The organism is Agrobacterium sp. SORGH_AS_0745, assembly GCF_030818995.1.
GTDB classification, from domain to species: domain Bacteria; phylum Pseudomonadota; class Alphaproteobacteria; order Rhizobiales; family Rhizobiaceae; genus Agrobacterium; species Agrobacterium tumefaciens.
The window spans coordinates 2,271,018-2,297,098 of sequence record NZ_JAUTBI010000003.1 but is presented as its reverse complement, the minus strand read 5'-3'; the positions used below and the strand labels follow the sequence as shown (position 1 = coordinate 2,297,098).

21 protein-coding genes, 1 tRNA gene and 1 riboswitch are annotated in these 26,081 nt (G+C 58.2%); of the genes, 10 read left to right on the top strand and 12 right to left on the bottom strand.

Annotation, left to right across the window (positions count from 1 at the left end; genetic code table 11):
- Positions 1-3: 3 nt before the first annotated feature.
- Together QE432_RS20955 and QE432_RS20950 are read right to left on the bottom strand one after the other, a co-directional pair.
- On the bottom strand, positions 4-762 hold the full coding sequence (locus QE432_RS20955) for a hypothetical protein (protein ID WP_306625516.1): 759 nt from the start codon (positions 760-762) through the stop codon (positions 4-6).
- Between the two features lie 278 nt (positions 763-1,040).
- Positions 1,041-2,168 (bottom strand): S-(hydroxymethyl)glutathione dehydrogenase/class III alcohol dehydrogenase, encoded by a 1,128-nt coding sequence (locus QE432_RS20950; RefSeq protein WP_013636254.1) that lies wholly within the window; start codon positions 2,166-2,168, stop codon positions 1,041-1,043.
- Between the two features lie 543 nt (positions 2,169-2,711).
- Between QE432_RS20950 and QE432_RS20945 the strand changes: the two genes are divergently transcribed.
- Genes QE432_RS20945 through QE432_RS20935 form a run of 3 tightly spaced genes read left to right on the top strand, consistent with a single transcriptional unit; the run spans position 2,712 to position 5,084 of the window.
- Complete coding sequence (locus QE432_RS20945; protein ID WP_306625514.1) at positions 2,712-3,989, top strand: pilus assembly protein; 1,278 nt, start codon at positions 2,712-2,714, stop codon at positions 3,987-3,989.
- A complete protein-coding gene (locus QE432_RS20940; RefSeq protein WP_025593593.1) occupies positions 3,976-4,509 on the top strand; it encodes a TadE/TadG family type IV pilus assembly protein in 534 nt (177 codons plus the stop codon). The genes QE432_RS20945 and QE432_RS20940 overlap by 14 nt, the downstream gene beginning before the upstream one ends.
- Positions 4,506-5,084, top strand: coding sequence for a TadE/TadG family type IV pilus assembly protein (locus QE432_RS20935; RefSeq protein ID WP_013636251.1), 579 nt, complete (start codon positions 4,506-4,508; stop codon positions 5,082-5,084). The genes QE432_RS20940 and QE432_RS20935 overlap by 4 nt, the downstream gene beginning before the upstream one ends.
- Before the next feature lie 43 nt (positions 5,085-5,127).
- On the opposite strand, the gene trmFO is transcribed toward QE432_RS20935, so the two are convergent.
- The 3 genes from trmFO to QE432_RS20920 all read right to left on the bottom strand — a co-directional run bounded on the left by trmFO (position 5,128) and on the right by QE432_RS20920 (position 7,648).
- Positions 5,128-6,585, bottom strand: coding sequence for a methylenetetrahydrofolate--tRNA-(uracil(54)-C(5))-methyltransferase (FADH(2)-oxidizing) TrmFO (gene trmFO / locus QE432_RS20930; RefSeq protein WP_162803605.1), 1,458 nt, complete (start codon positions 6,583-6,585; stop codon positions 5,128-5,130).
- A 296-nt stretch (positions 6,586-6,881) separates the two neighbouring features.
- Positions 6,882-7,025 (bottom strand): DUF1127 domain-containing protein, encoded by a 144-nt coding sequence (locus tag QE432_RS20925; protein WP_003515516.1) that lies wholly within the window; start codon positions 7,023-7,025, stop codon positions 6,882-6,884.
- A 476-nt stretch (positions 7,026-7,501) separates the two neighbouring features.
- Positions 7,502-7,648, bottom strand: coding sequence for a DUF1127 domain-containing protein (locus QE432_RS20920; protein WP_013636249.1), 147 nt, complete (start codon positions 7,646-7,648; stop codon positions 7,502-7,504).
- A 659-nt stretch (positions 7,649-8,307) separates the two neighbouring features.
- Between QE432_RS20920 and QE432_RS20915 the strand changes: the two genes are divergently transcribed.
- Positions 8,308-8,390, top strand: a tRNA-Leu gene (locus tag QE432_RS20915).
- Between the two features lie 240 nt (positions 8,391-8,630).
- Positions 8,631-10,109 carry a trigger factor gene (tig, locus tag QE432_RS20910; RefSeq protein WP_306625511.1) on the top strand — a complete coding sequence of 493 codons (1,479 nt, stop codon included), beginning with the start codon at positions 8,631-8,633 and terminating at the stop codon, positions 10,107-10,109.
- Between the two features lie 139 nt (positions 10,110-10,248).
- On the opposite strand, the gene QE432_RS20905 is transcribed toward tig, so the two are convergent.
- Positions 10,249-11,238: a carbon-nitrogen hydrolase family protein gene (locus tag QE432_RS20905; protein ID WP_306627107.1), complete on the bottom strand. Its 990-nt coding sequence runs from the start codon at positions 11,236-11,238 to the stop codon at positions 10,249-10,251.
- 299 nt (positions 11,239-11,537) lie between these two features.
- Between QE432_RS20905 and QE432_RS20900 the strand changes: the two genes are divergently transcribed.
- Entirely contained in the window at positions 11,538-12,077 is a 540-nt protein-coding gene (locus QE432_RS20900; RefSeq protein WP_065658599.1) for a nucleoside kinase, read from the top strand.
- Positions 12,078-12,331: 254 nt separating this feature from the next.
- Positions 12,332-12,982: a hypothetical protein gene (locus QE432_RS20895; protein ID WP_013636246.1), complete on the top strand. Its 651-nt coding sequence runs from the start codon at positions 12,332-12,334 to the stop codon at positions 12,980-12,982.
- Between the two features lie 201 nt (positions 12,983-13,183).
- Here the strand turns inward: QE432_RS20895 and sthA are convergent, their stop codons facing one another.
- The 3 genes from sthA to QE432_RS20880 form a co-directional block, all read right to left on the bottom strand.
- Positions 13,184-14,587 carry a Si-specific NAD(P)(+) transhydrogenase gene (gene sthA / locus QE432_RS20890; protein WP_003515506.1) on the bottom strand — a complete coding sequence of 468 codons (1,404 nt, stop codon included), beginning with the start codon at positions 14,585-14,587 and terminating at the stop codon, positions 13,184-13,186.
- Positions 14,588-15,129: 542 nt separating this feature from the next.
- Positions 15,130-15,663 carry a DUF1003 domain-containing protein gene (locus QE432_RS20885; protein WP_003515504.1) on the bottom strand — a complete coding sequence of 178 codons (534 nt, stop codon included), beginning with the start codon at positions 15,661-15,663 and terminating at the stop codon, positions 15,130-15,132.
- 109 nt (positions 15,664-15,772) lie between these two features.
- Positions 15,773-17,713, bottom strand: a complete 1,941-nt coding sequence (locus tag QE432_RS20880) for an LTA synthase family protein (protein ID WP_306625509.1) — start codon at positions 17,711-17,713, stop codon at positions 15,773-15,775.
- Between the two features lie 231 nt (positions 17,714-17,944).
- Between QE432_RS20880 and QE432_RS20875 the strand changes: the two genes are divergently transcribed.
- On the top strand, positions 17,945-19,624 hold the full coding sequence (locus QE432_RS20875) for an NAD+ synthase (protein WP_003515500.1): 1,680 nt from the start codon (positions 17,945-17,947) through the stop codon (positions 19,622-19,624).
- Positions 19,625-19,772: 148 nt separating this feature from the next.
- Here the strand turns inward: QE432_RS20875 and QE432_RS20870 are convergent, their stop codons facing one another.
- Positions 19,773-20,150 (bottom strand): VOC family protein, encoded by a 378-nt coding sequence (locus QE432_RS20870; protein ID WP_111782479.1) that lies wholly within the window; start codon positions 20,148-20,150, stop codon positions 19,773-19,775.
- Positions 20,151-20,342: 192 nt separating this feature from the next.
- Between QE432_RS20870 and QE432_RS20865 the strand changes: the two genes are divergently transcribed.
- Both QE432_RS20865 and bluB read left to right on the top strand, forming a co-directional pair.
- Complete coding sequence (locus tag QE432_RS20865) at positions 20,343-21,173, top strand: TolB family protein (RefSeq protein WP_065702470.1); 831 nt, start codon at positions 20,343-20,345, stop codon at positions 21,171-21,173.
- A 127-nt stretch (positions 21,174-21,300) separates the two neighbouring features.
- Positions 21,301-21,486, top strand: a riboswitch (cobalamin riboswitch).
- A 98-nt stretch (positions 21,487-21,584) separates the two neighbouring features.
- Positions 21,585-22,301, top strand: a complete 717-nt coding sequence (gene bluB, locus QE432_RS20860) for a 5,6-dimethylbenzimidazole synthase (protein ID WP_013636240.1) — start codon at positions 21,585-21,587, stop codon at positions 22,299-22,301.
- Positions 22,302-22,370: 69 nt separating this feature from the next.
- On the opposite strand, the gene QE432_RS20855 is transcribed toward bluB, so the two are convergent.
- On the bottom strand, positions 22,371-23,471 hold the full coding sequence (locus QE432_RS20855) for a DUF2865 domain-containing protein (protein ID WP_162632916.1): 1,101 nt from the start codon (positions 23,469-23,471) through the stop codon (positions 22,371-22,373).
- 135 nt (positions 23,472-23,606) lie between these two features.
- Positions 23,607-25,922 (bottom strand): NADP-dependent malic enzyme, encoded by a 2,316-nt coding sequence (locus QE432_RS20850; RefSeq protein ID WP_003515491.1) that lies wholly within the window; start codon positions 25,920-25,922, stop codon positions 23,607-23,609.
- Positions 25,923-26,081 lie beyond the last annotated feature (159 nt).

Here is a 26,081-nt window from a genome sequence, read left to right as displayed (position 1 = left end):
CTTTTAAGAGCGTCCCAATACCCAGGGTGGCAATAACACCAATTCTGAATATGTTTCGTTAATAAACCGTGGGTTCCATGCTCCCTTTACTTGTATTGGCGAGGATTTGAGTATGGCAAATCCGCCGGCGTCTCGCTTCTCATCGGAAGCTGCCATGGTCAATGCAAGCCGGCCTTTGCCAAGAAGATGGCGGGCAATTGCCGAAATGTGCATCTGGGCGACTTGCCTGTCCTCGCAATAGATGAGGCGGGCGGAGGGCAGCCTTTTGGTTATGGTTTTTAAAAACACCAGCGGATAATGGCTTCCATCCGCCTCCATGACTGCCACGATGCAGCCGAAACGCGCATGATCTTCCAGCATGTCGCGCGTGGCGGCAGACAGCGTGCCCTGCGGCACTTCGGCAAGCGGGCGCAGCCGCGCCCTGGCCGGGCCGAATGCCTTTAAAGGCAGGGGATAAAAAAGCGTGCAATTCGTTATCGTTGTGAACCCCAGTCTCTCGTTCAGCTTGCAGGCTTCTGGAGACGGGGTGAGATCGGTGAAGATGTCTTCTTCAGAGGATGTCGCCATTTGCAGCATACGCGGTGCAAACCAGCGGCTGGAAGGTTCGACATACCAGCTGGACAGGTTGACGACTGTCCTGCCGGTCTCGGCCAGGCGGCTTCGGATCGTCAGAAGAACGCCAACGGCATCGTCGCCCTTCATCAGCAATTGCCCGATGGGGCCGAGATCCTGCCGCTGATGATGGTCGCTTATAAGGGACACGCCGAGCGCCCAGAAAGCCTCGCTCTTTTCCGGAAAACCTTTCGCCAGAAGTGCAACGGCAGCGACGCGGTTTCCGTTGTCGATCGGTACGGTTTTCAGAGGTCGCTCCCGCTATCTGGCGTCGTTTCGGGCAGGGAGGGATTTTTCAACTCCACCGCGCAATATCGGCATACGACGATAGATTTACCGTCCCGTTAATCGGCACGGCTGTAAGCGGAAAGGTCGGTCAATTCATATGGCAGACGCGCGGTGCGCGCCTGCCATTTTTTGTCAGCCGATCAATAGACCACGACGCCGCGGATGCTCTCGCCCTTGTGCATCAGGTCAAAACCCTTGTTGATGTCTTCGAGCGGCATCGTGTGGGTGATCATCGGATCGATCTGGATCTTGCCTTCCATGTACCAGTCGACGATCTTCGGCACGTCTGTGCGGCCGCGCGCGCCGCCGAAGGCCGTGCCCATCCAGTTGCGGCCGGTGACCAGCTGGAACGGACGCGTGGAGATTTCCTGGCCCGCACCGGCAACGCCGATGATGACAGACTTGCCCCAGCCACGATGCGAAGATTCCAGCGCCTGGCGCATGACCTTGGTATTGCCCGTGCAGTCGAACGTATAATCCGCACCGCCGATCAGGTCGCCATTACGCTTCGTCATGTTGACGAGATAGGGCACGATGTCGTCGCCCACTTCCTTCGGGTTGACGAAGTGGGTCATGCCGAACTTCTCGCCCCAGGCCTTGCGGTCATTGTTGATATCGACACCGATGATCATGTCAGCGCCAGCAAGACGCAGGCCTTGCAGAACGTTGAGGCCAATGCCGCCGAGACCGAAGACGATTGCCGTCGAGCCGATCTCCACCTTGGCGGTGTTGATGACGGCGCCGATACCTGTCGTCACGCCACAGCCGATATAGCAGACCTTGTCGAAGGGAGCGTCAGGATTGATCTTGGCAAGAGCGATCTCAGGCAGGACGGTGAAGTTCGAGAAAGTCGAGCAGCCCATGTAGTGGTGGATCTTGTCCTTGCCGATCGAGAAGCGCGAGGTGCCGTCAGGCATCACACCCTGGCCCTGGGTGGCGCGGATGGAGGTGCAGAGATTGGTCTTGCGCGATGTGCAGGAATAGCACTCGCGGCATTCCGGCGTGTAGAGCGGGATGACATGATCGCCCTTCTTGACCGAGGTGACGCCGGGACCGACATCAACGACGATGCCTGCACCCTCATGGCCGAGGATGGCCGGAAACAGACCTTCGGGATCGGCACCGGAGAGGGTGAAATCATCGGTGTGGCAGATACCTGTCGCCTTGACCTCGACCAGCACTTCGCCAGCGCGGGGACCTTCGAGTTGAACGGTCATGACCTCAAGCGGTTTTCCTGCCTGAATGGCAACTGCGGCGCGAACGTCCATATTCTATCTCCTGGCATGGTCTCGTGATTGGATAGGGCTGTTTTGCCCGAGCTTGGCGGCAGGGGCAAGGTACAAATCCGTCTTGCCGTATTCAAAAGACGGCAATGCCCCTCACACCTGTGAGGAATTTTCGCATCGTCGCGGAACTGCCATCAGGGCAATGTTTCGCGTTGTCTTTATATGGTTTACTTCAGCTATTCTAAATTATGAATACGTGATTTAAGTGTATGTTTTTACATATATTTTTCGGAATAAAGGTGACTATTAATTTACAAATTTGGTGTTTATACCACACTATAGAATTTCGAATGGAGCATAACCCGCAGTCGGCGCTGTATTTCGGCGGCTGTTATTAGTTTTTGCATCTCTTGCTTGCAAGTGGTTCGGCTCATTTGCCGCGTGCCGCCATGATCGCGGTGCATCAGCCTTTGCTGAGTTTGTTTGCTGCTGCCCCAATATTCCCTCCGGCTGTGGCGTTGTGTCTGTCCGGATGCGTGGAGGGAAACTGGGCGATTTATTTTAAGGCGGGTGATAGCCAATTTCATGAAGCGGCATTTTCAAATGTTGAATTTTAAGACAAAACTGGACGGTCTGGCGGAGATTTTCGGGGCGTTTTTGCACGACCGAAGGGCCAGTTTCGCCATTATGACGGCGTTGCTGTTGCCGGTTTTCCTGCTTTTTTTCGGGTTTCTTTTCGAAGGCGGCCGGGCGTTGGCCTATTATAGCCAGTCGAAGCGGGTGGTTGCACAGGCCTGTGAGCGTTCGACAAAACCGACGCGCACGAACGTACCCCTGGATGAGGTGCGCCGTAAAAACGTGCTCGACACGTTCGACGCACTGATCCGTTCCACCAAACAGAATGTGGTCAGTCGCGATGTTAAAATCGACTGGCTGACGACGGATATAGACGCAAAGTTCAGCTACAAAACCGTGTTCAGTGGCATGTTCGGGGCGGAAAAACTGGACTATCAGCTGTCGTATCGTTGTGGCGGTATACCGCCTTATCCACATGACGGTGAGGTCGTCGTCAACAACACCTTCGAAAAGACGCTGAACGGCACGGAACGTATGCTGAAAAACGGCAGAACCGCCAAAACACCCAACGGTTGCTGGGGTGTTTATACCTATGCCGAACTGGGATGGGATGGCGGTACGGGGCCGGGCATCGAACTTCAGGATTGGAGCAATGCGGATTGCCGGAAGAACTATGGCTGGCAGGGCTACGGGGATCAGGAAAAGGAGAAAGAGACAAGCGCCGGGATGACATGCACCCCAAAGTCACAGGCTACTCTTCCCAAAGAAAACAACGATTCGAAAAACGGCAGCAAGGCGCAAACGGATGGCAAGGACGCCTTGAATTCCGAGCAGGAGCAGCAGTGTACTACAGAAGAGAAGAACAACACGCCCTCGATGCGCAACGGCCAAAATGAGCGAATACCGCCAACCCGCTACGCTGTCGAACTTGACAGTCACTGGGAAGGGCAAAAAAGACGCGACGCCAACAGCTCGATCTTCAAATATGTGGAAATGCATCCCGGCAAATACGAAATCTCGGTCTGGTACAACGGGCGAAACCAAAGTTACGAAGGCTCGAACGACATCGATATTTCGCTGCAGGTGTTGCGGCCCCAAATGGGTGTAGAGAAAAAAATTATCCGGATGAGCCAGAAGGCGAATGAAATTCGATGGGAGCGCCGAAGCTACGAGGTCACTGTCGATACTTATTCGCTGTACAAGCTGTCGATCGCCGCCGCTGGAACGAGCGACAGTCTGGGTGGCATCATAACGGCATTCGAGGTCACTTATCTTGACTCGTTTTAAGATATCGCATCGTGACTTCCCCAGTCTCATCCGGTCGCTTGCCACGGATATCCGTGCGGCTACCGCCGTAGAGTTCGGTTTGCTTTTGCCGGTCTATCTCCTGCTGATCTTCGGTATCATCGAAGTTAGTCTCGTGCTTTTCTTCAGCCTCAATATGTCGACGGCGGCCACTGCCGGGACTGAATATCTGCGCAAGGCGGCGGCTGGCCGAACGTCCGTCACCGCGGCGGAGTTCAGGAAGGTTATTGCCTCGAATTTCCTGCTCGCGACAACTGAAGATGATCTGAAAATATCGCTCATTGCCATTGCTGATGCCAACCTTGCTACTACACCGGTGACATTTCCGGTCGAGAACAAATTCGAGGCGCCAAGCAAGGGCGCCGGGCAATATCTTCTGGCGCTAGGGTATGACTGGAAATTCATTCTTCCCACCACCCATCTGCTCGTTCCCAGTTCCGGGAGCAAGCCGCAATTGCAAAATCTCTCTCTGGCGATCACCGCAGTTCGGGTGACGGAATGATTGGTAAGAGATTGAAATATCTATCCATCTCGCTGATAAGTTCGCGCTCTGGCGTTGCCGCGGTGGAATTAGCGCTATTGATGCCTTTGCTCATTCTAGTACTGGCGATGGTGATCGAAATCGGGCGGGGCTGGATGAGCTATGACCGTTTCGTAACAGTTGTGGACAATACGGCCCGTTGGTCGGCCCGATTCCCGGAATTTGAGGAGCGCGTCAGGACGGGCGTCAAATCCTTTGTCATGGCTGCCGGGCGCCCGCTCGAATCTGAAAAGCTTGATCTGACGCTCAGAAGCGCCAAGCTTGTGGGTGGGGTCGCCGTGACCGAGTTCGCCCCATACAATTTTTTTGGCAACGCCGAAAACGTGAAGTGGGACAAGATATTGACGCAAGGAAACTTCAAGACCGAAGAAGCGGTAATCGTAATTTCGGGGCGTTACAAATACCGCCCGCTCATTTCTTTGCTGGGCAATACGGATATCGAGTTCGAATACGTGACGGCGGTAAACCCGTATTTCTCCCGACACTACAAATATCAGAAGGGAAAGTCGGACTGGCTTTTCTGGAATGTTCGCTGACGGCATTGGTCAGGGTCTTCACCCTAGCCAATGCCGTGGCCTTTCAGCGATAATGATCGGTGACGGTTTCTAGGGTGACCTCGCCCCCGTTCAACCACGTCGCACAATCCCTCAACGCCCGCGCTGCAACGAGCTGGCGTTTCATGATTGTCTTGTCCTTGCCGCGAAAACGTTTCACGCCTTCCGGCTTGACGATGGAGCCTGGCTCCAGTTCTGGGAAGAGGCCGAAATTGATGTTCATCGGCTGGAAGGAACGTTTGCCCGGCTCATCATTCGAGGAAAGATGCCCGCCGGTGATGTGGTTGAGAAGTGAGCCGAGGGCTGTCGTTGCGGGCGGCAGGCTCGGGGTCTCGCCTTTCCGTTCGGCGGCAGCGAAACGGCCGGCCAGAAGTCCGACGGAGGCGCTTTCCACATACCCTTCGCAGCCGGTGATCTGGCCTGCAAAACGCATGTCAGGCCGGGATTTCAGCTTCAGCGATGGATCGAGCAGGACGGGGGAATCGATATAGGTATTGCGGTGCAGGCCGCCCAAACGGGCGAATTCCGCATTTTCGAGACCCGGGATCATGCGAAATACATCCGCCTGCGCGCCGTATTTCAGTTTGGTCTGGAAACCCACCATGTTGTAAAGCGTGCCGAGCGCATTGTCCTGGCGAAGCTGGACCACGGCATAGGCCTTGACGGTGGGGTTGTGGGCGTTGGTCAGGCCCATCGGTTTCATAGGCCCGTGGCGCAGCGTCTGGCGGCCGCGTTCAGCCATGATCTCGATTGGCAGGCAGCCGTCGAAATAGGGTGTGCCTTCCCATTCCTTGAAACCCACCGTGTCGCCGGCGATCAGCGCGTCGATGAAGGCGTTGTACTGCTCCTCGTTCATCGGGCAGTTGATGTAGTCCTTGCCCGTGCCGCCGGGGCCAACCTTGTCGTAACGCGACTGGTACCAGCAGATATCCATGTTGATGCTGTCGCGGTGCACGATGGGGGCAATGGCGTCAAAGAATGCCAGGGCATCCTCACCCGTCTCGGCCTGAACCGCCGCCGCCAGATCCGGCGAGGTGAGCGGGCCGGTGGCGATGATGCTGCTGCCCCATTCCTTCGGCGGCAGGCCGGAAACCTCTTCGCGCAGGATCGTCACCAGTGGGTGACTTTTGAGCCGGTCCGTGACGGCCTGAGAAAATCCGTCGCGATCGACGGCAAGCGCGCCGCCGGCAGGTACCTGATGCCTGTCGGCGCAGGCCATGATCAACGAGCCGGCAAGCCGCATTTCCGCATGGATGACGCCCACTGCATTGGCGGTCGCATCGTCGGAGCGGAAGGAGTTGGAACAGACCAGTTCCGCCAGCGTATCGCCCTTGTGCGCTTCCGTGCCGCGCACGCCGCGCATTTCGTGCAGGATGACTGGAACGCCGCTTTCAGCGATCTGCCAGGCGGCTTCCGAACCGGCCAGTCCGCCGCCCACGACGTGAATGGGAGAATAGGTCTTGTCTTGCATGCTGGCGCCCATAGGCCGCGTGGGGGCAAAAGCTCCCCTCCGGCGGCTGTCTTTCGAGTGATTGTTCCGCGCGGGTCCCGAAGGACGCGTTTTTCAGGGCGATGCACTACCATGCATGGCTGCGACAGCCAAATGTTTTTGCGGGTGGGACGATTGGGGCGGAGGGAATGTGGTCTCTATGCTTATAAGCCAAAAATCTCCGGCGAATACCGCCAGAATCAAAAACGGCGCCAGAGGCGCCGCTTTCTTTTACCTGTCGCTCAATCGTCGCGCCCTGGAGGTCGGGCAGCGGGACGATCTTTTACGCCTTAGCGGAACGAACGGGAAGCTACGTTACGGATGTCGTAACGTGTCAGGCCGATGTCGCTCAGGGCCTGGTTGGACAGGCTGCCAAGTTCGTTGATCGTGCGACGGTAGGAGATCCAGTTCTTTGCGATGCGGATAGGGTTCATGATCGTTTCCTCAATCTTTCTTTGATTTCGTCGGCCGGCTCAGTGTTTCTGTGCTCTCGGCTGTTGAGGTTTTATATATAGACATTGAGCCATGTTGTGCAGTGCAGAATTTAGGCGACTGCCATGCATTTGTGCACTATGTCGGCTAAATTTGCGGCTTTGACTACCGCATGAGCAAAATATGAGCGGAAATGCCTGTCTTTCGGGCGGTTTTGAAGGGGTTTGCGGCCATTGGCGGTGTTAGACCGGCTTTTTGCTCCCCTCAGCGGTGCTTGAAGGGCGTTCGGGCTCTCCAGACATGCCGGATGCAGCCGCCTAATCGATGCATTTTTCATCTGTTTGTCACGCGCACATGCCGGTGGGGCGGCGCGGCTCGATTCCGAGAAGGTGCCAGAACGAAAAAAAGGCCGGAGGCGGGAGCCTCTGGCCTTTTGGGAGGGTCGTCTCGCATCCGCCGCTTCAAGCGGCGGAGCGTATTAGATGCCGACGGCGGTGCGTGCGACGCGACGGATGTCCTGACGGCCAATGCCGAGGTCACTCAGTTCGCGGTCGGTCATGCGGCCGAGTTCGGTTACGGTCTGACGATACTTGCGCCAGTTGGTGAGCGAGCGTGTAATGTTCATTGTCATCTTCCTCTTCGTGCTGTCCAGCATTTCCGGCCCGTCTTGGGAGGATTAGGCTCGGGGCTGAACTCGATCTCTGTATGACCATGAATATAATCGGTTTAATAAAAACAAAAACAGACAAAGCAAGATGCCACCTATGCATGTAACGCAAAGCAAGCCGGTAAATGACCCCAATTGCGGCGGCTACTGCATAATTTGTGACCAATTTGTGTGCTTTTAGTGAACTTGGCGGCATCTGTCGCTGCCAAGCCGTGCGGTTCGGCTGAATACGAGGGGTCGGGCAGGGCAGAGGCAAGGATGGGGATGTAAAGGTCGTCCGTATAAGGGATTCGGCTGGAGGCGCGCATTCTCGTAAAATGACGGGCGGCGTGTCCTATATATAATGTCCTGTAGCCGCATAAATGTTGCGCGTTTTTCCTGTCGGAACATGTGAAGCCGGACGGGAAAGAGTGAGACGGCGTGCGCAGCTTTGCGGCCCCTCGTGTCATCGTCTGCGTGCGCGCCGTTCCCTTTCGTGCGGGCACGAAACGACAAGAACGTACCGGCCGGCTTTTGCGGCTGGGGCGGGGACCCAAGAAAAGTCCGGGCGAAACGGGACGCGGCGATAAGGCGTGCTTGACCCTTCCAGAACATTGTGACATACCGCCGCCCAACGTGCGGGTATGGCGGAATTGGTAGACGCATTGGTTTTAGGTACCAACGCTTCGGCGTGGGAGTTCGAGTCTCTCTACCCGCACCACAAGTAAAGCATGGCTGTGCCACGCTTGTGCCAGAGTGCATCCTTAGTGATGCAGGGAGCTTTGGGGTTCATCATCCCCTTCGCGCCCTTGTCTCCGGCGCGAGCTCAATTTTGTCCGGCAGGCGCTTGTGTGAAGAAATAATGGAAGCCACGGCCGGGGAACGACGTTTCCGGCGCAGTGCTCGAAAGTAAACCAACGGCTGTCTGAGCACCGCCGCCATGATGTGAAGGTTTGAGAAAATGCAGGTTATCGAAACGCTGGCTGAAGGCCTGAAGCGCGAACTCAAGGTCGTTATCCCGGTTGCCGACATGAAGGCCCGTCTGGACGAGCGCCTGGTTGACGCCAAGGACAAGGTTCGCATCAACGGTTTCCGTCCCGGCAAGGTGCCGATGGGCCATCTGAAGAAGATGTATGGCAAGTCCATCATGGCCGACCTCGTCAACGAGCTGGTTCGTGAAAAGCCTTCCGAAATCCTTTCCAGCCGCGGTGAGAAGTCTGCAACGCAGCCGGCCATCTCCATGACCGAAGACGAGCAGGAAGCCGAAAAGATCCTTTCGGCTGAAACCGATTTCGAATTCACCGTTGCCTACGAAATCATTCCGGCCATCGAACTGAAGGCCAATGACGGCATCAAGGTTACCCGCGAAGTTGTTGAAGTCTCCGAAGACGAAATCAACGAGCAGATCCTCAAGATCGCTGAGAGCGCCCGTACCTTTGAAGCCAAGAAGGGCAAGGCCGCCGAAGGCGACCGCGTCACCATGAACTATCTCGGCAAGGTTGATGGCGAAGCCTTCGATGGCGGCGCTGCTGAAGACGCTGAACTGGTTCTCGGTTCTGGCCGCTTCATCCCCGGCTTCGAAGACCAGCTCGTTGGCGTCAAGGCCGGCGACGAAAAGACCATCACCGTGACTTTCCCGGCTGACTACCCGGCTGCGAACCTCGCAGGCAAGGAAGCCAACTTCGACATCACCGTCAAGGAAGTTGCTGCTGCCGCTGCTGTTGAAATCAACGACGAACTGGCGGAAAAGCTCGGTCTCGAATCGGCTGAAAAGCTGAAGGAAATCGTTCGCGGCCAGATCGAAAGCCAGTACGGCAACGTAACCCGCCAGAAGGTCAAGCGTCAGATTCTCGACCAGCTCGACGAAATGTACAAGTTCGACACGCCTGCTGGCCTCGTCGATGCCGAATTCGACAACATCTGGCGCCAGATCAACACCGATCTTGCCCAGTCCGGCAAGACCTTCGCTGACGAAGACACCACGGAAGAAGAAGCCCGCGAAGAATATCGCAAGCTCGCTGAACGCCGCGTTCGTCTCGGTCTCGTTCTCTCCGAAATCGGCGAAAAGGCCGGCGTCGAAGTGACCGAAGAAGAAATGCAGCGCGCGCTGTTCCAGCAGCTGCAGCAGTTCCCCGGCCAGCAGAAGGAAATCCTCGATTTCTTCCGCAACACCCCCGGCGCTTCCGCTTCGCTGCGCGCTCCGATCTTCGAAGAAAAGGTCATCGACAAGCTGCTCACGGAAATCTCGGTAACGGACAAGACCGTTTCCAAGGAAGAGCTTCTGGCTGACGACGGCGAAGAAACAACGGAAACCAAGAAGAAGGCGCCTGCCAAGAAAAAGGCTGCTGCCAAGGCTGACGACGCCGCTGAAGGCGAAGAAGCCGCTCCGAAGAAGAAGGCTCCGGCCAAGAAGAAGGCCACTGAGGCCGACGCCGAATAATCTTGGCTGGCGAAAGCTGAATGAATGGAAGGGCCGTGGCGAAAGCTACGGCCTTTTTTGTTTCATCTGGGCGATGCGGTCCATCCGCCTTGCGCGGTGGTCAGCGGGCCCAAACCGCGCCGCTGACCGATCTCGCCTGTTAAAACTGCTCCCGCCTATCGCTTCTGGGATCATTATTCACCTGATGAGGCGCATATAGATCGCTGCGGGCTTTTCGCCGCCATGGTCGTGCGGGATTTTCACGATCGATAGCAATGTCTGCTATTGCGATAGCCGGTAAACCGTTCATCGGGCATTGCGCCACCCAACGGCCATCCGGTGCGGCGATTCCCGAGGGAGCGGCTGTACTCTGAGCCGCCAGGGTGGAATAGCTGGCCCAATAGGTGTTGCTCACCGCATGCCCCAATATTTCGGCTGCAAATGCCGGGGCATTGGACGGGCCATCACCTGCGGTGGAAAACAGCACGCAATCGACGTTCAGCTTCTCGTATTCCATGAATATTTCTGGGTAGTGCGCCTCCATGCCGAGCGCGCAACCAAAACGGAAGCCATCGATTTCAAACGTCACCGGTACAGTTCCCGGCGAGTACATGAACGAGATTTTGGTGTTCGACAGCAGGCGCTCATCGTAGCGAGTTATAAGCTTCCCGCGATCGGAGATGACGTACAGGCTGTTATACGGTCGATGTGGCGGAGTAAGCTGATGGACGGACCCAAGAATCGTCCAAAGCTTCAGCCTTCGCGCCAGTTTTCTGCTCGCTTCCAGTTCTCTGCGCAGAGTTTCCCATTCAAAGCGCGTCCAGTCGGAAGGCCCGATTTCTCTCGGCCCAGTTTCGGACATGATGCGTTTATTGGGCCAGCACGTTGCCCCTTCCGGGAAATGGATGAGACGGGCGCCGGCCTTATGGGCATCGCACATGAGGCGACGTATTTCTTGCCCGGCTGCTTTCAGTGCCGAAACCATACGAGGGTCGTCGACCAGCGACGTTTGCGCGACAGCCATTCGTAAAGAAGGGCTAACTGGCATGTCGGGAGTTCGGCGGATATGCTTGAGCGCCGCCGTATAGGACTCGCCGGTTTTCGCTGCACGAGCTCTTACGCGGCGTTTGAAATTATTATTTTGCGTCATGATCAGGCCTTTCACGTCCCGGACGCGATTCCCCAGCAACCCGCCCGAAACGATCGGACCAAGACAGTAGCCTGAGACAACGACAGTCCCTTTGCCTCCGTTCAAGACCATGCTGGGGAAGGTCTGGGAGGTTAGGCGCAGGCTTCGCCTTTTTGTCACTATCAGTGGGAAAACGTTGAGTCGTCAAGCGACCGCAATTTCGCATTACATGAACCGGAGAATTCGACACTCCGACATCTTCAAGTCTTTCTCGACTATTATCTTCAGAAGGCATGACAGGGCGTTGGGCAGTCGCGGCGATGGGCAGAAGAAATTATTTGATTGAGGATGTCTCCGGGGCTGGTAAAACCTCGGTTGCAACGGAACTTCAGCAACGCGGCCTTCATGTGATTCACGGCGACCGTGAACTGGCTTACAAAGGCGACCCCGAAACGGGCGAACCCATGGATGTCGCGCTGTTTCAGGACGACGACATAAAAATCGCCTTCCGTCACCGACATCATATCTGGAATGTCGAAAAAGTTCGGCAGCTTGTGGCTGATCAAGAGCACGCCGTCACCTTCTTCTGTGGCGGATCGAGAAATTTTCGACGCTTTATAGATCTGTTCGATGAGGTCTTCATTCTGGATATCGATGCAGCGACCTTACTAAGACGGCTGGCTGCCAGGCCCGAGGATGAGTTCGGTGGCAATCTGGCCGAAAGACAGTTTGTCCTGCAACTCCACGCAACGAAAGAAGACCTTCCAGTCGGTGCATCTGCCATTGATTCATCGAGGTCTTTGGGGGTGGTGGTGGATGATATTCTGGCTCGTTGCGTTGTTCCGAAGGCAGGAAATTAACACGCTGCGCTTCCCGTTACCTTCGTTTTGATCACAATGCAGTGCAGCATGATTTTTTGCTGCATCTGCTCTTGTTCATCTCCCGTTCATCTGGCACCCTGCGCAGCATGATTTGCCTTGGCTGCCGGTGCAGCCGTCAAGGAAACATGGCCGCCAACGCGCGGCTGTCATCGCTGCCAAAACCTTTGGCCTTAAGCTTTTACCGTGCCTGCCGGGTTCACCCGGTGCGCCCTTAATTTGCCAGGGGACAAGATATGTCGCCACGAACGGGCTTCGCCCTGTTGTTTTCTCTGTTCGCCGCGATTGGCACCAACGCCCGTGCCGATGAGCCGGAGTTGATCTGGAAGCCGGTCAAGAATTCCGATCGTTCCTATACGGCGCGTATCGGTGCGAAGCTGCCGGTCGAGACGCCGATCCGGGCGGGGCTGGAAATGGGCATGAATGCCTCCAGGACGGGGCAGGTGGTGGATACGCCAGTAAGGTTGTGGGGCAATGTCACGCTGCTGGCGGAACAGTTGCCCGGCGTGTCGCTTGCCCGTGATGTCGGTGTCCTCTTCAACGCGTTGACGGGGTCGAGCAGCGTTTCCATGACGTCGCGACAGAAACGCATCGTTACGCCGGAACTGGATATCGAGGCCAACCGCAATTTCACGGTGCGTTATGACGGCACGGCGCAGCAATGGAACGGGCTGGACGTATCGCAGTCGCTGCGCCTTTCCCGCTCGGAAACCGGCACGGCCTTCGTGCTGACGGGGGCAAGCCGCAACAGCTTCAACGAGTTCAGCAGCGGCGTCGCCGTGGAGCAGAAGATCGGCGATCACCTGACAGTGCGCGGAACGCTCGATCAGGGATATGCGGATCATTTTCGGCCGGGTGTGAGTGCGCGGTATAGTATTCGGTGGTGAGGGGCGTCACCGGTTATCGTATGGATGAGCAGAAGGTGATAGACGTTCTTGCGTCGCATTCGGCGTCATCCTTGGGCTAGTCCCATGGTCTAATCACGTCGCATAAAGTCGCGACGTTGCAGAGGCTCGGGACAGGCCCGAGCATGACGGAGGAGAGGTTTGCGCACATTGCAAACGATCTCCACCCCGCAACAGCCAACCTCAATCCTTCTTCAGCTCACCCATGCGGTTCCACGCGTCGAGACCGGCAATCTTGTAGGCCTCGGCAAGCGTGGGGTAGTTGAAGGTGTTCTCGACAAAATATTCCACCGTACCCTTCAGGTTCAGCACCGCCTGGCCGATATGCACCAGTTCGGTGGCACCTTCGCCGACGATGTGGACGCCGAGCAGACGGCGGGTTTTCAGCGAGAAGATCATCTTCAGCAACCCGCTGTCGAGACCCATGATATGGCCGCGTGAGGTTTCGCGGAAATGGGCGATGCCGCATTCATAGGGAATGTGGCGTTCAGTGACTTCTTCTTCCGTCAGGCCGCAGGTGGAGATTTCTGGAACGGCATAGATGCCGTAAGGGAAGAACTGCGGCGGTTCACCGGCCGGTGCACCGACCGCGTGGCGGGCGGCGATACGGCCCTGTTCCATCGAGGTGGAGGCGAGGCTCGGGAAACCGATGATATCGCCGGCGGCGTAAATGTTCGGCACTGTTGTCTGGAAGGTCTCGGGATTGACCTTCAGGCGGCCGCGGCTGTCGGCTTCCAGCCCACAGGCGGAAAGGTTGAGCGTATCGGTTGCGCCGACGCGTCCGGCGGCGAACAACACCGTCTCGGCTTTAAGGACGCGGCCGTTGCTGAGCGAAACGAGGCATTTGCCGCTGTCGTCGCGCTCCACCTTTTCCGCTTTCTGGCCGAAGATCAGCTTCATGTTACGGTCGCGCAACTGATAGGTGAAGTCCTCGACGATTTCCTTGTCGATGAATTCCAGCATGGTTTCGCGCGGTTCCACCACCGTTACCTGCGTGTCGAGCGCACTGAAGATCGTGGCATATTCGATGCCGATGACGCCCGCGCCAACAACGACCATGGAGCGCGGCAGTTCCTTGATCTCGAGTATCTCGTCCGAATCGAGCACTGCCGCGCCGTCGAAGGGAATATGCGGTGGCCGGTAGGGCCGCGTGCCGATGGCGAGCAGAATGGAAGCGCCGGTGACGTTCATGACTTCACCGTCGTTCTTCACCACCTTCACCGTGTTGGCATCGACGAAGCTTGCCGTGCCGCGAATGTGCTGCACGCGGTTGCGGGCGAACTGGTGTTCCAGCACCTCGACCTCGTGGTCGAGCGTGATCAGCAGGCGGCGGCGCAGATCGTCCGCGTCGATTTCCTGCTTGACGCGGTAGGAGCGGCCATAAAAACCGCGTTCGCGCCAGCCGGTGAGATTGAGCGCGGTTTCGCGCAATGTTTTGGAAGGGATGGTACCTGTGTGCACCGAAACGCCGCCGACGCGGCTGCCCTTCTCGATGACCAGAACCCTCTTTTCGAGCTTGGCGGCCTGGATGGCGGCGCGTCTTCCCGCCGGACCGCTGCCGATAACAATCAGATCGAACTGGTACATGAAAACCCCGGAACAGAATGTATTGCAATGACCGGATGTCGCATCCGGGATGGCGCTGCCGCGAAATGGTCGTGATGCCATTTTGACCAGGGGAAGTGATTCCCTTGTCAGCCTTGCACACAAGAGTGCAATGCAACAAACGCCTGCGTCAATCTGTAGCGCAATAATCTGACGGATTCGTAACCGTTTTGCCCGCTTGTCGTTTTGCGACGCAAAGATGCGCCTTTGCGCCCGGCACGGCCTTCGCCGTCGGGTTTTCGTAGTTTCAGACGGGTTGTGCCCGGTCACGCGCTGATTGGGGTTGGATTGTACGGATGCTTGCGCAACCGGGCATTCCAGAAAGCCGTATTTCGCAAGAGGCAGTGCACGGCCTTTTGCGAAATGGTCCTGTCACCATGAACGTGCCACCGTTCCCACCACCAGGACCGTCCTTCGGTTTACGCCACGTCTGGCGTCTACCCGGCAGGACTGCATTCAAGATAACAGGGTAAGGCGGGGCGGGGAAAAGCGGGGATGGATTTTCGCGCGCCGGTTCTTTTTCGTCAGTCTTCTTTCCGGGTCACATGGCGGTGAAGGGCAGCGAGGTCCTGCCTGAGTGCTGCCAGTTCGGCCAGTACCTTCACGTCGATCTTTTCGTGCAGAGACAGCACCTCAAGCTCGGCTTTCAGGTTCACCTCATAATCCTTGGCGGCCTCGAAACGGTCACGAGCGGCCTGCCGGTTCTGCGACATCATGATGATCGGCGCCTGAATGGCCGCGAGCATGGAGAGCAGAAGATTGAGGAAGATGAAGGGGTAGGGGTCGAAGGCCCGCGTCGTCAGCACGATGGTGTTGATGATTGCCCAGAACACCAGGAAAAAGCAGAAGCTGAGGATAAATCCCCAGGAGCCGCCAACCCTTGCAATGCTGTCGGCCAGCCTGTCGCCCAGGTTTGCCCCGGCGGAAAATTCCGCATTGGTGTCGGTCGAGACCAGCTTTTTCTGGTGCGACAGCTCCAGAATACGACGCTCGACCTCGCCGATTTCCCGGGAGGAGCGCTTGAAGTGCGAAACGATATAGTCGGAGATGTCTGACACGGTGCTTCTCGTGGTGCTGATGGTTCGTTACGGCCCTGTCGAGATAAACCCGCATGGCAATGGAATTCAAACGATTTCCGCTGCCATGCCGTTTAGACATCCAGCCCCATCAGACGGAGGGTGTAGCGTCATTTACCCAGTTGAAGCCGGGGAAGAAGCGCTCTCGGCCATATTGCTCGCCGAACATCATGTCGAATTGCAGCAGGCGATAATTGCGCACCACGTCCGGAATGGAATTGGGTGAAATCGACCAGTCGGGCAGCGCCTTGCCATCCGTTGCCACCAGCATATGCCGGTCGACGACGGAAAACGCATCCTGCACTTCACCCAAAGTCCCCGTATAGAAGGGGTCTGAGAAACCGGCTGTTTTCAGTACGTGATAGGGCAACAGCGCCGGGCTGATGGTGCCGATATTCTTGCGCACCCCCGTCTTCGAGGACCAGACGACGAGCGGCGTCTCGTGTTCCTTTTTCATGACTTCCAGCGGCGCGCGGCGGCTGGCCACCATGCCCGGCATGTAGCCGCTTTCCACGAATGTCTGGCCAAGCGGCGGCAGGTGATCGCCGAAGAGCACGATGATGGTTTCGCGCTCGCGCTTTTTTGCCCAGCGCATCAGCTTCAGAAGGGCGTCGTCGGCCTCCGCCACGCCCTGCGCATAGGTACCAAGCGCCTGCGATGCGGAAGCGGAAAGATCGCCCTCTACGCCGATGGTGTCGCCGGCATAACGGCCCGCCTCGTAAGGTCCGTGTCCCTGCAGGGTGACGGCGAAGAGGAAGAGCGGGTTGCGCGCATCGTCCGCGGCCACCATGATCTGGTCCATCAGCGCGTCGTCGGAGGCGAAGTTGCCGCGCTTTTCCATGGGCGGCAATGTCTCTTCCGAGCGGAACTCCTCGAAGCCGAAATTCCTGTAGACTTCCTTGCGGTTCCAGAACCATTCCTGAAACGGATGCATGGCGATGGCCGAATATCCTTCGCCACGGAAGAAGCTGGCAAGCGAGGGCACCGGGCGGCGGATATATTGCTGATAAGGAATGCTGCCATAGGGCAGGAAGGCGTTGGAAAAGCCGGTCAGCGCCTCGAATTCCACATTCGCCGTCATGCCGCCGAATTCCGGCGAGAACACGTTGCCGGATTGCTTGGCGCGGATGTTGGGCATCGGATCGGCAGAGAGCTTCACGTTTTCAAGCCGTGTCGGATCCCACAGCGATTCGCTCATCAACATGATGACATCAGGGTAATCGCCCGTGTTGGCGGCAAAGGCGGCGGGTTCCGAGGTCAGGTCTGCGATGCTGTTTTCGCCGTAACCCTGCGGCGCCGAGACGTTGGCCATGGGAATATTGAAGGCAAAGGCCATCAGGAAACCGTTATGGCGGTAATTCTCCTGTTGATCCCACATCATGGGGATGATGTTGAGACGATCGCGCACCCACGAATAATGCGAATAGTCCATGAGCGAGGCGAGGCCGGCCAGAAGCGGCAGCGCCAGCACAAGACCTGCGGCGCGTTCGCGCCAGCTCAAGCCCGGCGAATAACGCCGCGCCAGCAGCCACAGGGTGGAAAGGGCCGCAACCGTGGCGCAAAGGCCAAGGCCGACCAGCACGGCCGTCACCGGCTGGGCTTTCAGCATGGTGGGCAGAAGCTCGAGGATCTGCCGGCCGAACAGCAGGTCGGAGGGATAAAGCGGATCGGAGAGATAGGTCTGTTTCTGCGCGGAAATAAGCCCTGTCAGCGCGCAAAGCGGCGCAACGGCGATGAGCGACAGGTAACGGCGGCCGAGGATGGAATCCAGCGCTACGAGCAGCAGCAGCACGGCGGCGATGGTCGTCATGCCGGGGCGGGCGGATGAGGTGAGGAAGGTGCCGACATCAACTAGCGAACCGCGGGCGATCCATTCCAGCGCGACGACAAGCACGACCGACGAAAATGTCAGATTGGCAAGCGTGTAGGCCTTACCCGAAAGCTTGGAAAGGCTCCGCGTCCATGCAGGCGAAAAGACAAAATCAGCCTTTTCGGAAGCCGTTGTTTTTGGCGCCGAATTTCTCAAACTCATACTCCGGTATTACGAGGCGACACCGCGCAATTCGGGGAGGTGAATCGGGGCGTCGCAAAACTGTCATGTAACTGTCACATAAGCGCGATGAACGCGACATGAACTTTGCGGAGTGTGGCCGGTGCGGTGATAACCTTAGCGTGAATGCCGGTTGCGGCTTCATCCTATCAAGGTGGTGCGGCATGCAATTGCCGCGTTGCGGAGCGGGCACGGGCGCGGTATTGAAAAGCCATGAGCGACAGACACGACATCAAAAACCATCTTCGAATTGCCGTCGGGCAGTTCAATCCGACTGTTGGCGACGTGGCGGGCAATCTCGCCATGGCGCGTGAAGCACGGGCCGATGCGGCGACGCAGGGTGCCGATCTCCTGCTTCTGACCGAGCTGTTCATATCCGGCTATCCGCCGGAAGACCTGGTATTGAAGCCGGCTTTTCTGAAAGCGTGCCTGAAGGCCGTGGAAGAACTGGCGGCGGAAACCGCCGATGGCGGGCCGGGCGTCGTCATCGGTTTTCCGCGTCAGGGTGAAACGGGCCGGCACAATTCGGTTGCGCTTCTGGATGGCGGCAGGATCATCGCGCTGCGTGACAAGATTGACCTGCCGAATTACGGCGAGTTCGATGAAAAACGTGTTTTCGCCGAAGGTTCGATCTCCGGTCCCTATAATTTCCGCGGTGTCAGGATCGGCATTCCGATCTGCGAGGAAATCTGGAACGATATGGGTGTGTGCGAAACGCTTGCCGAAAGCGGGGCGGAAATCCTGCTGGTGCCGAATGGTTCGCCCTATTATCGCGGCAAGCTGGATGTGCGCCATCAGGTGGCGCTGAAGCAGGTAATCGAAAGCGGCTTGCCGCTGGTCTTCGCCAATCAGCTTGGCGGGCAGGACGAGCTGGTTTTCGACGGCGCGAGCTTCGGTTTCAATGCCGACAAGACCCTTGCCTTCCAGATGAGCCAGTTCGAGGCGACCCTTGCCGTTACCGATTGGAAACGCACCGCAGAAGGCTGGCGCTGTGAGAGCGGTCCTTTCTCGAAAATCCCTGAAGGCGAGGAGGCGGATTACCGCGCCTGCATGCTGGGCTTTCGCGATTACGTCAACAAGAACGGCTTCAAGAGCGTGGTTCTCGGCCTTTCCGGCGGTATCGATTCGGCGATCTGCGCTGCGCTTGCTGTTGATGCGCTGGGCGAAGAGCGGGTGCGCTGCATCATGCTGCCCTATCGTTACACCTCCGAGGATTCGCTGAAGGACGCAGCCGATTGCGCCAGGGCGCTCGGCTGCCGTTACGATATCGTGCCCATTGCCGAACCGGTGGATGGGTTCCTTTCGGCGCTTTCGGAAATGTTCGAAGGCACGGAAGAAGGCATTACCGAAGAAAACCTGCAGAGCCGTACACGCGGCACCATTCTCATGGCCGTTTCCAACAAGTTCGGCTCGATGGTGGTGACAACAGGCAACAAGTCGGAAATGTCGGTGGGGTATGCGACGCTTTATGGCGACATGAATGGCGGTTTCAATCCCATCAAGGACCTCTACAAGATGCAGGTCTACGCCATCTCCAGCTGGCGCAATTCCCATGTGCCGCCGGGCGCGCTCGGGCCATCCGGCGAAGTGATCCCCGCCAATATCATCTCCAAGGCGCCATCCGCCGAATTGCGACCCAACCAGACAGACCAGGATTCGCTGCCGCCCTATCCGGTGCTGGACGATATTCTGGAGTGCCTGGTGGAAAAGGAAATGTCGGTCGAGGAAATCCTCGCGCGTGGCCATGATATCGCGACGGTGCACCGGATCGAGCATCTGCTCTATCTCGCCGAATACAAACGCCGCCAATCCGCGCCCGGGGTGAAGATCACCAAGAAGAACTTCGGCCGCGATCGCCGTTATCCGATTACCAACCGTTTCAGGGACAGGTAGTCGAAGGAGGGCATGGGGGAGCTTGCTGGACCCCGAATCTAGTTCGGGGTGACGGAGTGCGGATGCTGCGGCTTCGCCATATATCGATGGCGAAGAAGCATCCTTTTCCTCCAACGGCGCGGACACGCCGCGCCGTCTCCCTATCTCGTTAAATAACCTGCCCCACATCGATGCGGTTACCATCCGGGTCTTCGAAAACGAAGGCCCGCAGGCCATAATCCTTGTCCTGCAGACTTTTGATGATGCGAAGCCCGTGGCTTTTGCAAAGCGCGTGCAGCGCGCCGGCGTCGCTGACCAGCATATGCGCCACATTGAAGGGGGCCGGTTTGTGCGTCGACTGCAATGTCAGGTGCAACTCGGCATTACCTTGTTTCAGGATCATGAAACCGACAGGGTTGCCGTTTTCGAAGGTCTTTTCGAAGCCCAGCACACGGACATAAAAGTCATGGGCCTTCTCGATATTCTTGACAGGAAGCATTGCGGCGATCCGACCGAAGCGGATGCCGTGAACGGCGATGGTGTTCATCGCGGAACCTCGGATCTGGGAGAAACGGGCAGGGGAGCGGGCGGTGCCGGAACGCTGCTGTTTTTTCCTATTTGAATTTGCAGGGCGGTGCCTGCGGCAATAGGATCATAATCACGGCGGTGGCGGATGCAAACGGAATGTTTGTGCCATTCAACGCTCCACGCCAGACGATCGACAGGCCCGGGAGGCAGCATGCGCAGTTCCATCGAAATCTTCAACATCCGCACTCGGCAGATGCGGGTGGTCTGGCAGACGCCGGAGCTGTTCGAGGCTCCGAACTGGTCGCCGGACGGGAAATACCTGCTTCTGAACTGCGACGGTCTGCTTTATCGCCTGTCACTTGCCGGCGACCCTTCGCCGGAAAAGGTCGATACCGGCTTTGCGACAATCTGCAACAATGACCACGGCATTTCGCCTGACGGTTCGCTTTATGCCATTTCCGACAAGGTGGAGTTCGGCAAGAGTGCCATCTATCTGCTGCCTTCGACGGGCGGAACGCCGCGTCTGATGACTAAGAACCTTCCGTCCTACTGGCACGGCTGGTCGCCGGACGGGAAAGGTTTCGCCTATTGCGGCATTCGCGATCAGGTTTTCGATATTTATTCCATGGACATAGACAGCGGTGTTGAGACACGCCTTACCCATGGTGAGGGCCGCAATGACGGGCCGGATTATTCGCCGGATGGAGAATGGATCTATTTCAACTCCAGCCGCACCGGCCAGATGCAGATCTGGCGCGTGCGGGTGGATGGCTCGGCCGTCGAGCGTATCACCGACAGCGCCTATGGCGACTGGTTCCCGCATCCGTCCCCCAGCGGTGACAAGGTCGTCTTCGTCTCCTACGACGCCGATGTCTTCGACCATCCGCGCGACCTCAACGTGCGCGTGCGGCTGATGGATATGGATGGCGGCAATGCCGAAACGCTGTTTGACCTTTTCGGCGGGCAGGGAACGATGAATTCCCCCAACTGGTCACCGGACGGGGATGAGTTCGCTTATGTGCGGTATTTTCCCGTTGGGTGATGCGGTAGGGGTGCTTCAGCTGGCGCGCGTCTGCGCGGCGGCTGAAGGCCGCAATACGCCGGTGAGGTGGCCACGGTCACATTGCCGCATCGCTGCGCAAGATACTTGTATTTGCAATCTTTGTTGCTCATAAGCTTCTTCGTCAGGTGCCTGCCCTTTAGGGCGGGAGAATCGGGAATCCGGTGCAAGACCGGAACGTGCCCAGCGCTGTGAGGCGGATGCCCTTTTTCTTGATGCCACTGAATCCATTCGGGAAGGCGAAAGTGGGCGGATGAAGCCGAGTCAGAAGACCGGCCTGACAGGATAGACCAGACCGCGTGGACGGCGGCAGGTTGTTGCAGCAGCGCGTCGTGCAGGCGAAAACCGGAGCCGGTTTTCGTGGCGGCGCGCCAGCATTGTTGGGGATAGACGATGCCGACCGATCCACTCGCGACCAGTTCGCTCGACGCAAATGCATTCGATCACGCGCTTTCGCCCGCCTACCCGTTTTCCGAGGGGGAGCGAGAGGCGATCTACCGTGCCATCGAAACCCGCCGTGATGTGCGCGACCAGTTCCTTCCGGATCCATTGCCGGAAGATGTGGTCGAGCGCTTGCTGAAGGCGGCGCATTCCGCGCCCTCGGTCGGTTTCATGCAGCCGTGGAATTTCACGCTCGTCACTGACGGTGCGGTCAGGCAGGCAGCCTGGGTTGCCTTCAGCCGCGCCAATGGCGAGGCGACGGCGATGTTCGAGGGGGAGCAGCAGGCGCTTTACCGCAGCCTCAAGCTTGAGGGCATCCGCAAGGCGCCGCTCAGCATCTGCGTCACCTGCGATCCGACGCGTGGCGGCAAGGTGGTGCTGGGCCGTACCCACAATCCGCGCACCGATGTCTATTCCACCGTCTGCGCCATCCAGAACCTCTGGCTTGCAGCGCGCGCCGAAGGCATCGGCGTCGGCTGGGTCAGCATTTTCCACGATAGCGACATTCGGACCATTCTGGAAATCCCGGACCACATCGAGATCGTCGCCTGGCTATGCCTCGGCCGCGTCGATACACTTTATACCGAGCCGGAACTGGCGGTGAAGGGTTGGCGCCAGCGCGTGCCGCTGGAGGAGCTGGTGTTTCGCAATCGCTGGGGCGGGCGGTAAAGAGAACACGCGACCGCCTTGTGAGTGAGATAGAGCGTTGCCAACTCCATACCGCGTGCTTGATGGGAGCTATTGCTGCGGCTGAATGCCCTTCAGCGCCGGGTTCTTCAGGTCGATCCGGCCTGTCTGGTCGGGCAGGAATTTAGGGCCGATGACGCGGACCCTGCTGTTGTTCGGGTCATAGTCGCGTTCCGGAACCGGTTGTTCCGGCGGCTTTGCGGCCTGCTGCAGTTCGGTGGGTTTTTTGGGGGTGTCACCTTGCGGTGGTGGAATGGTCGTGATGCTGGAATAGGGTTTCTCAGCTTCCGGCCGCGCAGCCTCCTGCTGCTTCATCTCCTCGTGATAGGCGGCCATGTTGCAGGCGCAGCCTGGGGCTTTCGTTGAGGCATTTCGATAAGCAAAGGCGGTCGGCAGGTCCTTATAGGGCTTTCCTGTTTCAGCCGAGACCATGTCAGCCGTTTCCTGCTCCGTCATGGAGTGGAAATAAAGCTCCGTCTGCGTACCCGGACACATTTTCTGGCATTGTTCGGCCTGCGCACGGAAATCGAGCGGCGAGGCATTGGAAGCGATGGGGAAAAACGAGCCGTCGCAGGTGCGCACGCACAGCGTCCTGAGCCCGCCCTCCGCAGCGGCATTGGGGTAGGTCGAAAGCCCTGCCTGTCCCGGCGGGTTGCCCTGTTCGCCGAAGGCGTCGGGGTAACGTGTCACATCGGGTGCCGTCGGCTGGCGCGCTTCCGTTTCCGGAATGGCGCTGCAGCCATTGGCGTCGAGTGCGGCGAGAATGCGCTGGCGTCTGATGTCGCCATCATCGCTGCCCTGGGCCGCCATGGCATAGTCGCGGTCACGGATGATGGCATCGCGTTCGCTCTGCGCATCCGCCATCGCGTCGCTGATCTCCGCGCAGAGTTCGGCATTCGGGCTGCCATAAACGGTGACGCTTGCGGATGAACAGCCGTAACGGCGCAGATCGTTCCTGATCCTGCGGATCTCGATGTTCTGGCGGGTGAGCGCATTGGCGTAACGCCGTACCTCGGCGGTGTTGCCGATGACACGCGGCGGTTCGCGCAGCTGCGCATAAAGCGTATCGCAGACCTGATCCGCGAAAGCAGCGGCCGGGGCGATGAAAACAAGGGGAAGCAGGAGGCCGATAATGCTGCGGCGCCGGGTCAATGGTGCGATCCGTTCGATGTCCCCGGCCGGTGGCGAGGGTGTTATGCTTCGGGAAATCCGTGTTTCAGGAAGATAACATAAGCTGTTGCCGCAATGCGGCAACAGCATGTTCAAAACTGCGTTAATACGCCTTCATCACACCGAAGGGTGCGATGCCTGCACGACGGCAAAGGCCGCCATGTTGACAACGCCGCGCGAGGTGACGCTGGGCGACAGGATATGGGCGGGAAGAGCCGTGCCAAGCAGGATGGGGCCGACATGCAGGCCCTCCGTCAGCGTGCGGGTGACGCCGAGCGTGATGTTTGCGGCATCGAGGTTCGGGAAGACCAGCAGGTTTGCTTCGCCGGTCAGCACGCTGTTGGGCATGGCGCGCTTGCGCAGCGCTTCCGAAAGTGCTGAGCCGCCCTGCATTTCGCCGTCCACTTCCAGTTCGGGTGCCGCTGCCTGCACGATCTTCAGGGCGCGGCGCATCTTGCGGGCGCTTTCCGAATCGCGCGACCCGAAATTGGAGTGGCTGGCGAGCGCGATCTTCGGCGTGATTCCGAAGCGGCGGATTTCCTTTGCCGCGAGAATGGCCATTTCAGCCACTTCTTCGGAGGTCGGATCGTTGTTGACGAAGGTGTCGGTGAGGAACAGCGCGCCCTGCTGGGTGATGAGCAGGCTGAGGCCTGCGAAAGAGCGAACGCTTTCCTGCTTGCCGATGATCTGGTTCACGTCGCGCAGGTGCCGGTCGTAACGGCCTTCCAGACCGCAGATCAGCGCATCCGCCTCACCACGCTTCACCGACAGCGCGCCGATGACCGTGGAGTTGGTGCGCACGATGGTGCGGGCCGCCTCCGGGTTGATGCCAGCGCGGCCGACCAGGGCGAAATAATCATCGACGTAATCGCGGTAACGCGGATCGTCTTCCGGATTGACCACCGCAAAATCGGTATTCGGACGGATGCGCAGGCCGAAGCGCTTCAGGCGCGTTTCGATGATCTGCGGGCGGCCGATGAGGATCGGGATGCCGGTCCCTTCTTCCAGAAGCACCTGTGCGGCGCGCAGCACGCGCTCGTCTTCGCCTTCAGCAAAGATGATGCGCTTCTTTTCGGCAACCTTGGCGGCGTTGAAGACCGGTTTCATGATGAAGCCGGAACGCCAGACGAAGCGGTTGAGCTGGTCGAGATAGGCTTCGAAATCGCTGATTGGCCGGGCGGCGACGCCGCTTGCGGCGGCAGCACGGGCAACGGCCGGCGCGATGCGCAGGATGAGACGCGGATCGAAAGGCGAGGGAATGAGGTAGTTCGGGCCGAAGATCGGCGTTTCGCCGCTATAGGCCTTGGCGGCGACTTCCGAGACTTCCTCGCGGGCAAGCTCGGCGATGGCCTGCACGGCGGCCATCTTCATTTCCTCGTTGATCGTGGTTGCGCCGCAATCCAGCGCGCCGCGGAAGATATAGGGGAAGCAGAGCACGTTGTTGACCTGGTTCGGGAAATCCGAACGGCCGGTGCAGATCATCGCATCCGGGCGGGCAGCACGGGCCACTTCCGGCATGATTTCCGGATTGGGGTTGGCAAGTGCCAGGATCAGCGGATTTTCCGCCATGCGCTCCAGAAGTTCCGGCTTCAGCACGCCTGCCGCCGAAAGACCGAGGAAGACATCCGCGCCGTCGATCGAGTCGGCCAGAACCCGCTTGTCGGTCTTCTGCGCGTAGACTTCCTTCCACTCGTCCATCAGCGAGTTGCGGCCGTCATAAACGAGGCCCTCGATATCGTGGACCCAGATGTTTTCTTTCTTTGCGCCCATGGCGACAAGCAGGTTGAGGCAGGCGAGGGCCGCCGCACCGGCGCCGGAGGCAACAATCTTGACGCTCGAAAGCGATTTTCCGGCCAGTTCCAGCGCGTTGGTGACGGCGGCGGCGACGATGATCGCCGTGCCGTGCTGGTCGTCGTGGAAGACGGGGATGTTCATCTTCTCGCGCAGCTGGCGCTCCACCTCGAAACATTCGGGCGCCTTGATGTCTTCAAGGTTGATGCCGCCGAAGGTGGGTTCCAGCGCTGCGATGGTGGAGACCATGTCGTTGATGCCGGGCGCATCGATCTCGATATCGAAAACGTCGATGCCGGCGAATTTCTTGAAGAGGACGGCCTTGCCCTCCATAACAGGCTTGGACGCAAGCGGGCCGATATTGCCAAGGCCAAGCACTGCCGTACCGTTGGAAATCACTGCAACGAGATTGGCGCGGGCGGTATATTCCGCCGCCATTTCCGGATTTTCATGGATGGCGAGGCAGGGGGCGGCGACACCCGGCGAGTAGGCAAGCGCCAGATCGCGCTGGTTGCCAAGGGGCTTGGTGGCCTGGATTTCCAGCTTGCCGGGGCGCGGGTAGCGGTGGAAAAAGAGCGCCTGTTCCTCGATGTCGGCCTTTGCCGTGTTGGCGGGCGTGTTGTTCTTATCGTGAGAGGTCATGTCTTCCACCGTCATGTCTGGTTCAATTCCGGCCCTCTGAATACAACAAACTTTCCCGTGGTACAGCCGTTATTTGCCGCCCCCTTATGCAAATGCGGGCATGGCTTATTCGCGTTTTCGTGATGCCAACGGTCATATTCCATACAAAAACCGGCCATT

Bases quoted from the DNA above. Each gene is read 5' to 3' on its own strand.
- QE432_RS20950 (WP_013636254.1), bottom strand. From the start codon at position 2,168: ATGGACGTTCGCGCCGCAGTTGCCATTCAGGCAGGAAAACCGCTTGAG.
- QE432_RS20945 (WP_306625514.1), top strand. From the start codon at position 2,712: ATGAAGCGGCATTTTCAAATGTTGAATTTTAAGACAAAACTGGACGGT.
- QE432_RS20935 (WP_013636251.1), top strand. From the start codon at position 4,506: ATGATTGGTAAGAGATTGAAATATCTATCCATCTCGCTGATAAGTTCG.
- trmFO (WP_162803605.1), bottom strand. From the start codon at position 6,585: ATGGGCGCCAGCATGCAAGACAAGACCTATTCTCCCATTCACGTCGTG.
- QE432_RS20925 (WP_003515516.1), bottom strand. From the start codon at position 7,025: ATGAACCCTATCCGCATCGCAAAGAACTGGATCTCCTACCGTCGCACG.
- QE432_RS20920 (WP_013636249.1), bottom strand. From the start codon at position 7,648: ATGAACATTACACGCTCGCTCACCAACTGGCGCAAGTATCGTCAGACC.
- tig (WP_306625511.1), top strand. From the start codon at position 8,631: ATGCAGGTTATCGAAACGCTGGCTGAAGGCCTGAAGCGCGAACTCAAG.
- QE432_RS20905 (WP_306627107.1), bottom strand. From the start codon at position 11,238: ATGACGCAAAATAATAATTTCAAACGCCGCGTAAGAGCTCGTGCAGCG.
- QE432_RS20900 (WP_065658599.1), top strand. From the start codon at position 11,538: ATGGGCAGAAGAAATTATTTGATTGAGGATGTCTCCGGGGCTGGTAAA.
- QE432_RS20895 (WP_013636246.1), top strand. From the start codon at position 12,332: ATGTCGCCACGAACGGGCTTCGCCCTGTTGTTTTCTCTGTTCGCCGCG.
- sthA (WP_003515506.1), bottom strand. From the start codon at position 14,587: ATGTACCAGTTCGATCTGATTGTTATCGGCAGCGGTCCGGCGGGAAGA.
- QE432_RS20880 (WP_306625509.1), bottom strand. From the start codon at position 17,713: ATGAGTTTGAGAAATTCGGCGCCAAAAACAACGGCTTCCGAAAAGGCT.
- QE432_RS20875 (WP_003515500.1), top strand. From the start codon at position 17,945: ATGAGCGACAGACACGACATCAAAAACCATCTTCGAATTGCCGTCGGG.
- QE432_RS20870 (WP_111782479.1), bottom strand. From the start codon at position 20,150: ATGAACACCATCGCCGTTCACGGCATCCGCTTCGGTCGGATCGCCGCA.
- QE432_RS20865 (WP_065702470.1), top strand. From the start codon at position 20,343: ATGCGCAGTTCCATCGAAATCTTCAACATCCGCACTCGGCAGATGCGG.
- bluB (WP_013636240.1), top strand. From the start codon at position 21,585: ATGCCGACCGATCCACTCGCGACCAGTTCGCTCGACGCAAATGCATTC.
- QE432_RS20850 (WP_003515491.1), bottom strand. From the start codon at position 25,922: ATGACCTCTCACGATAAGAACAACACGCCCGCCAACACGGCAAAGGCC.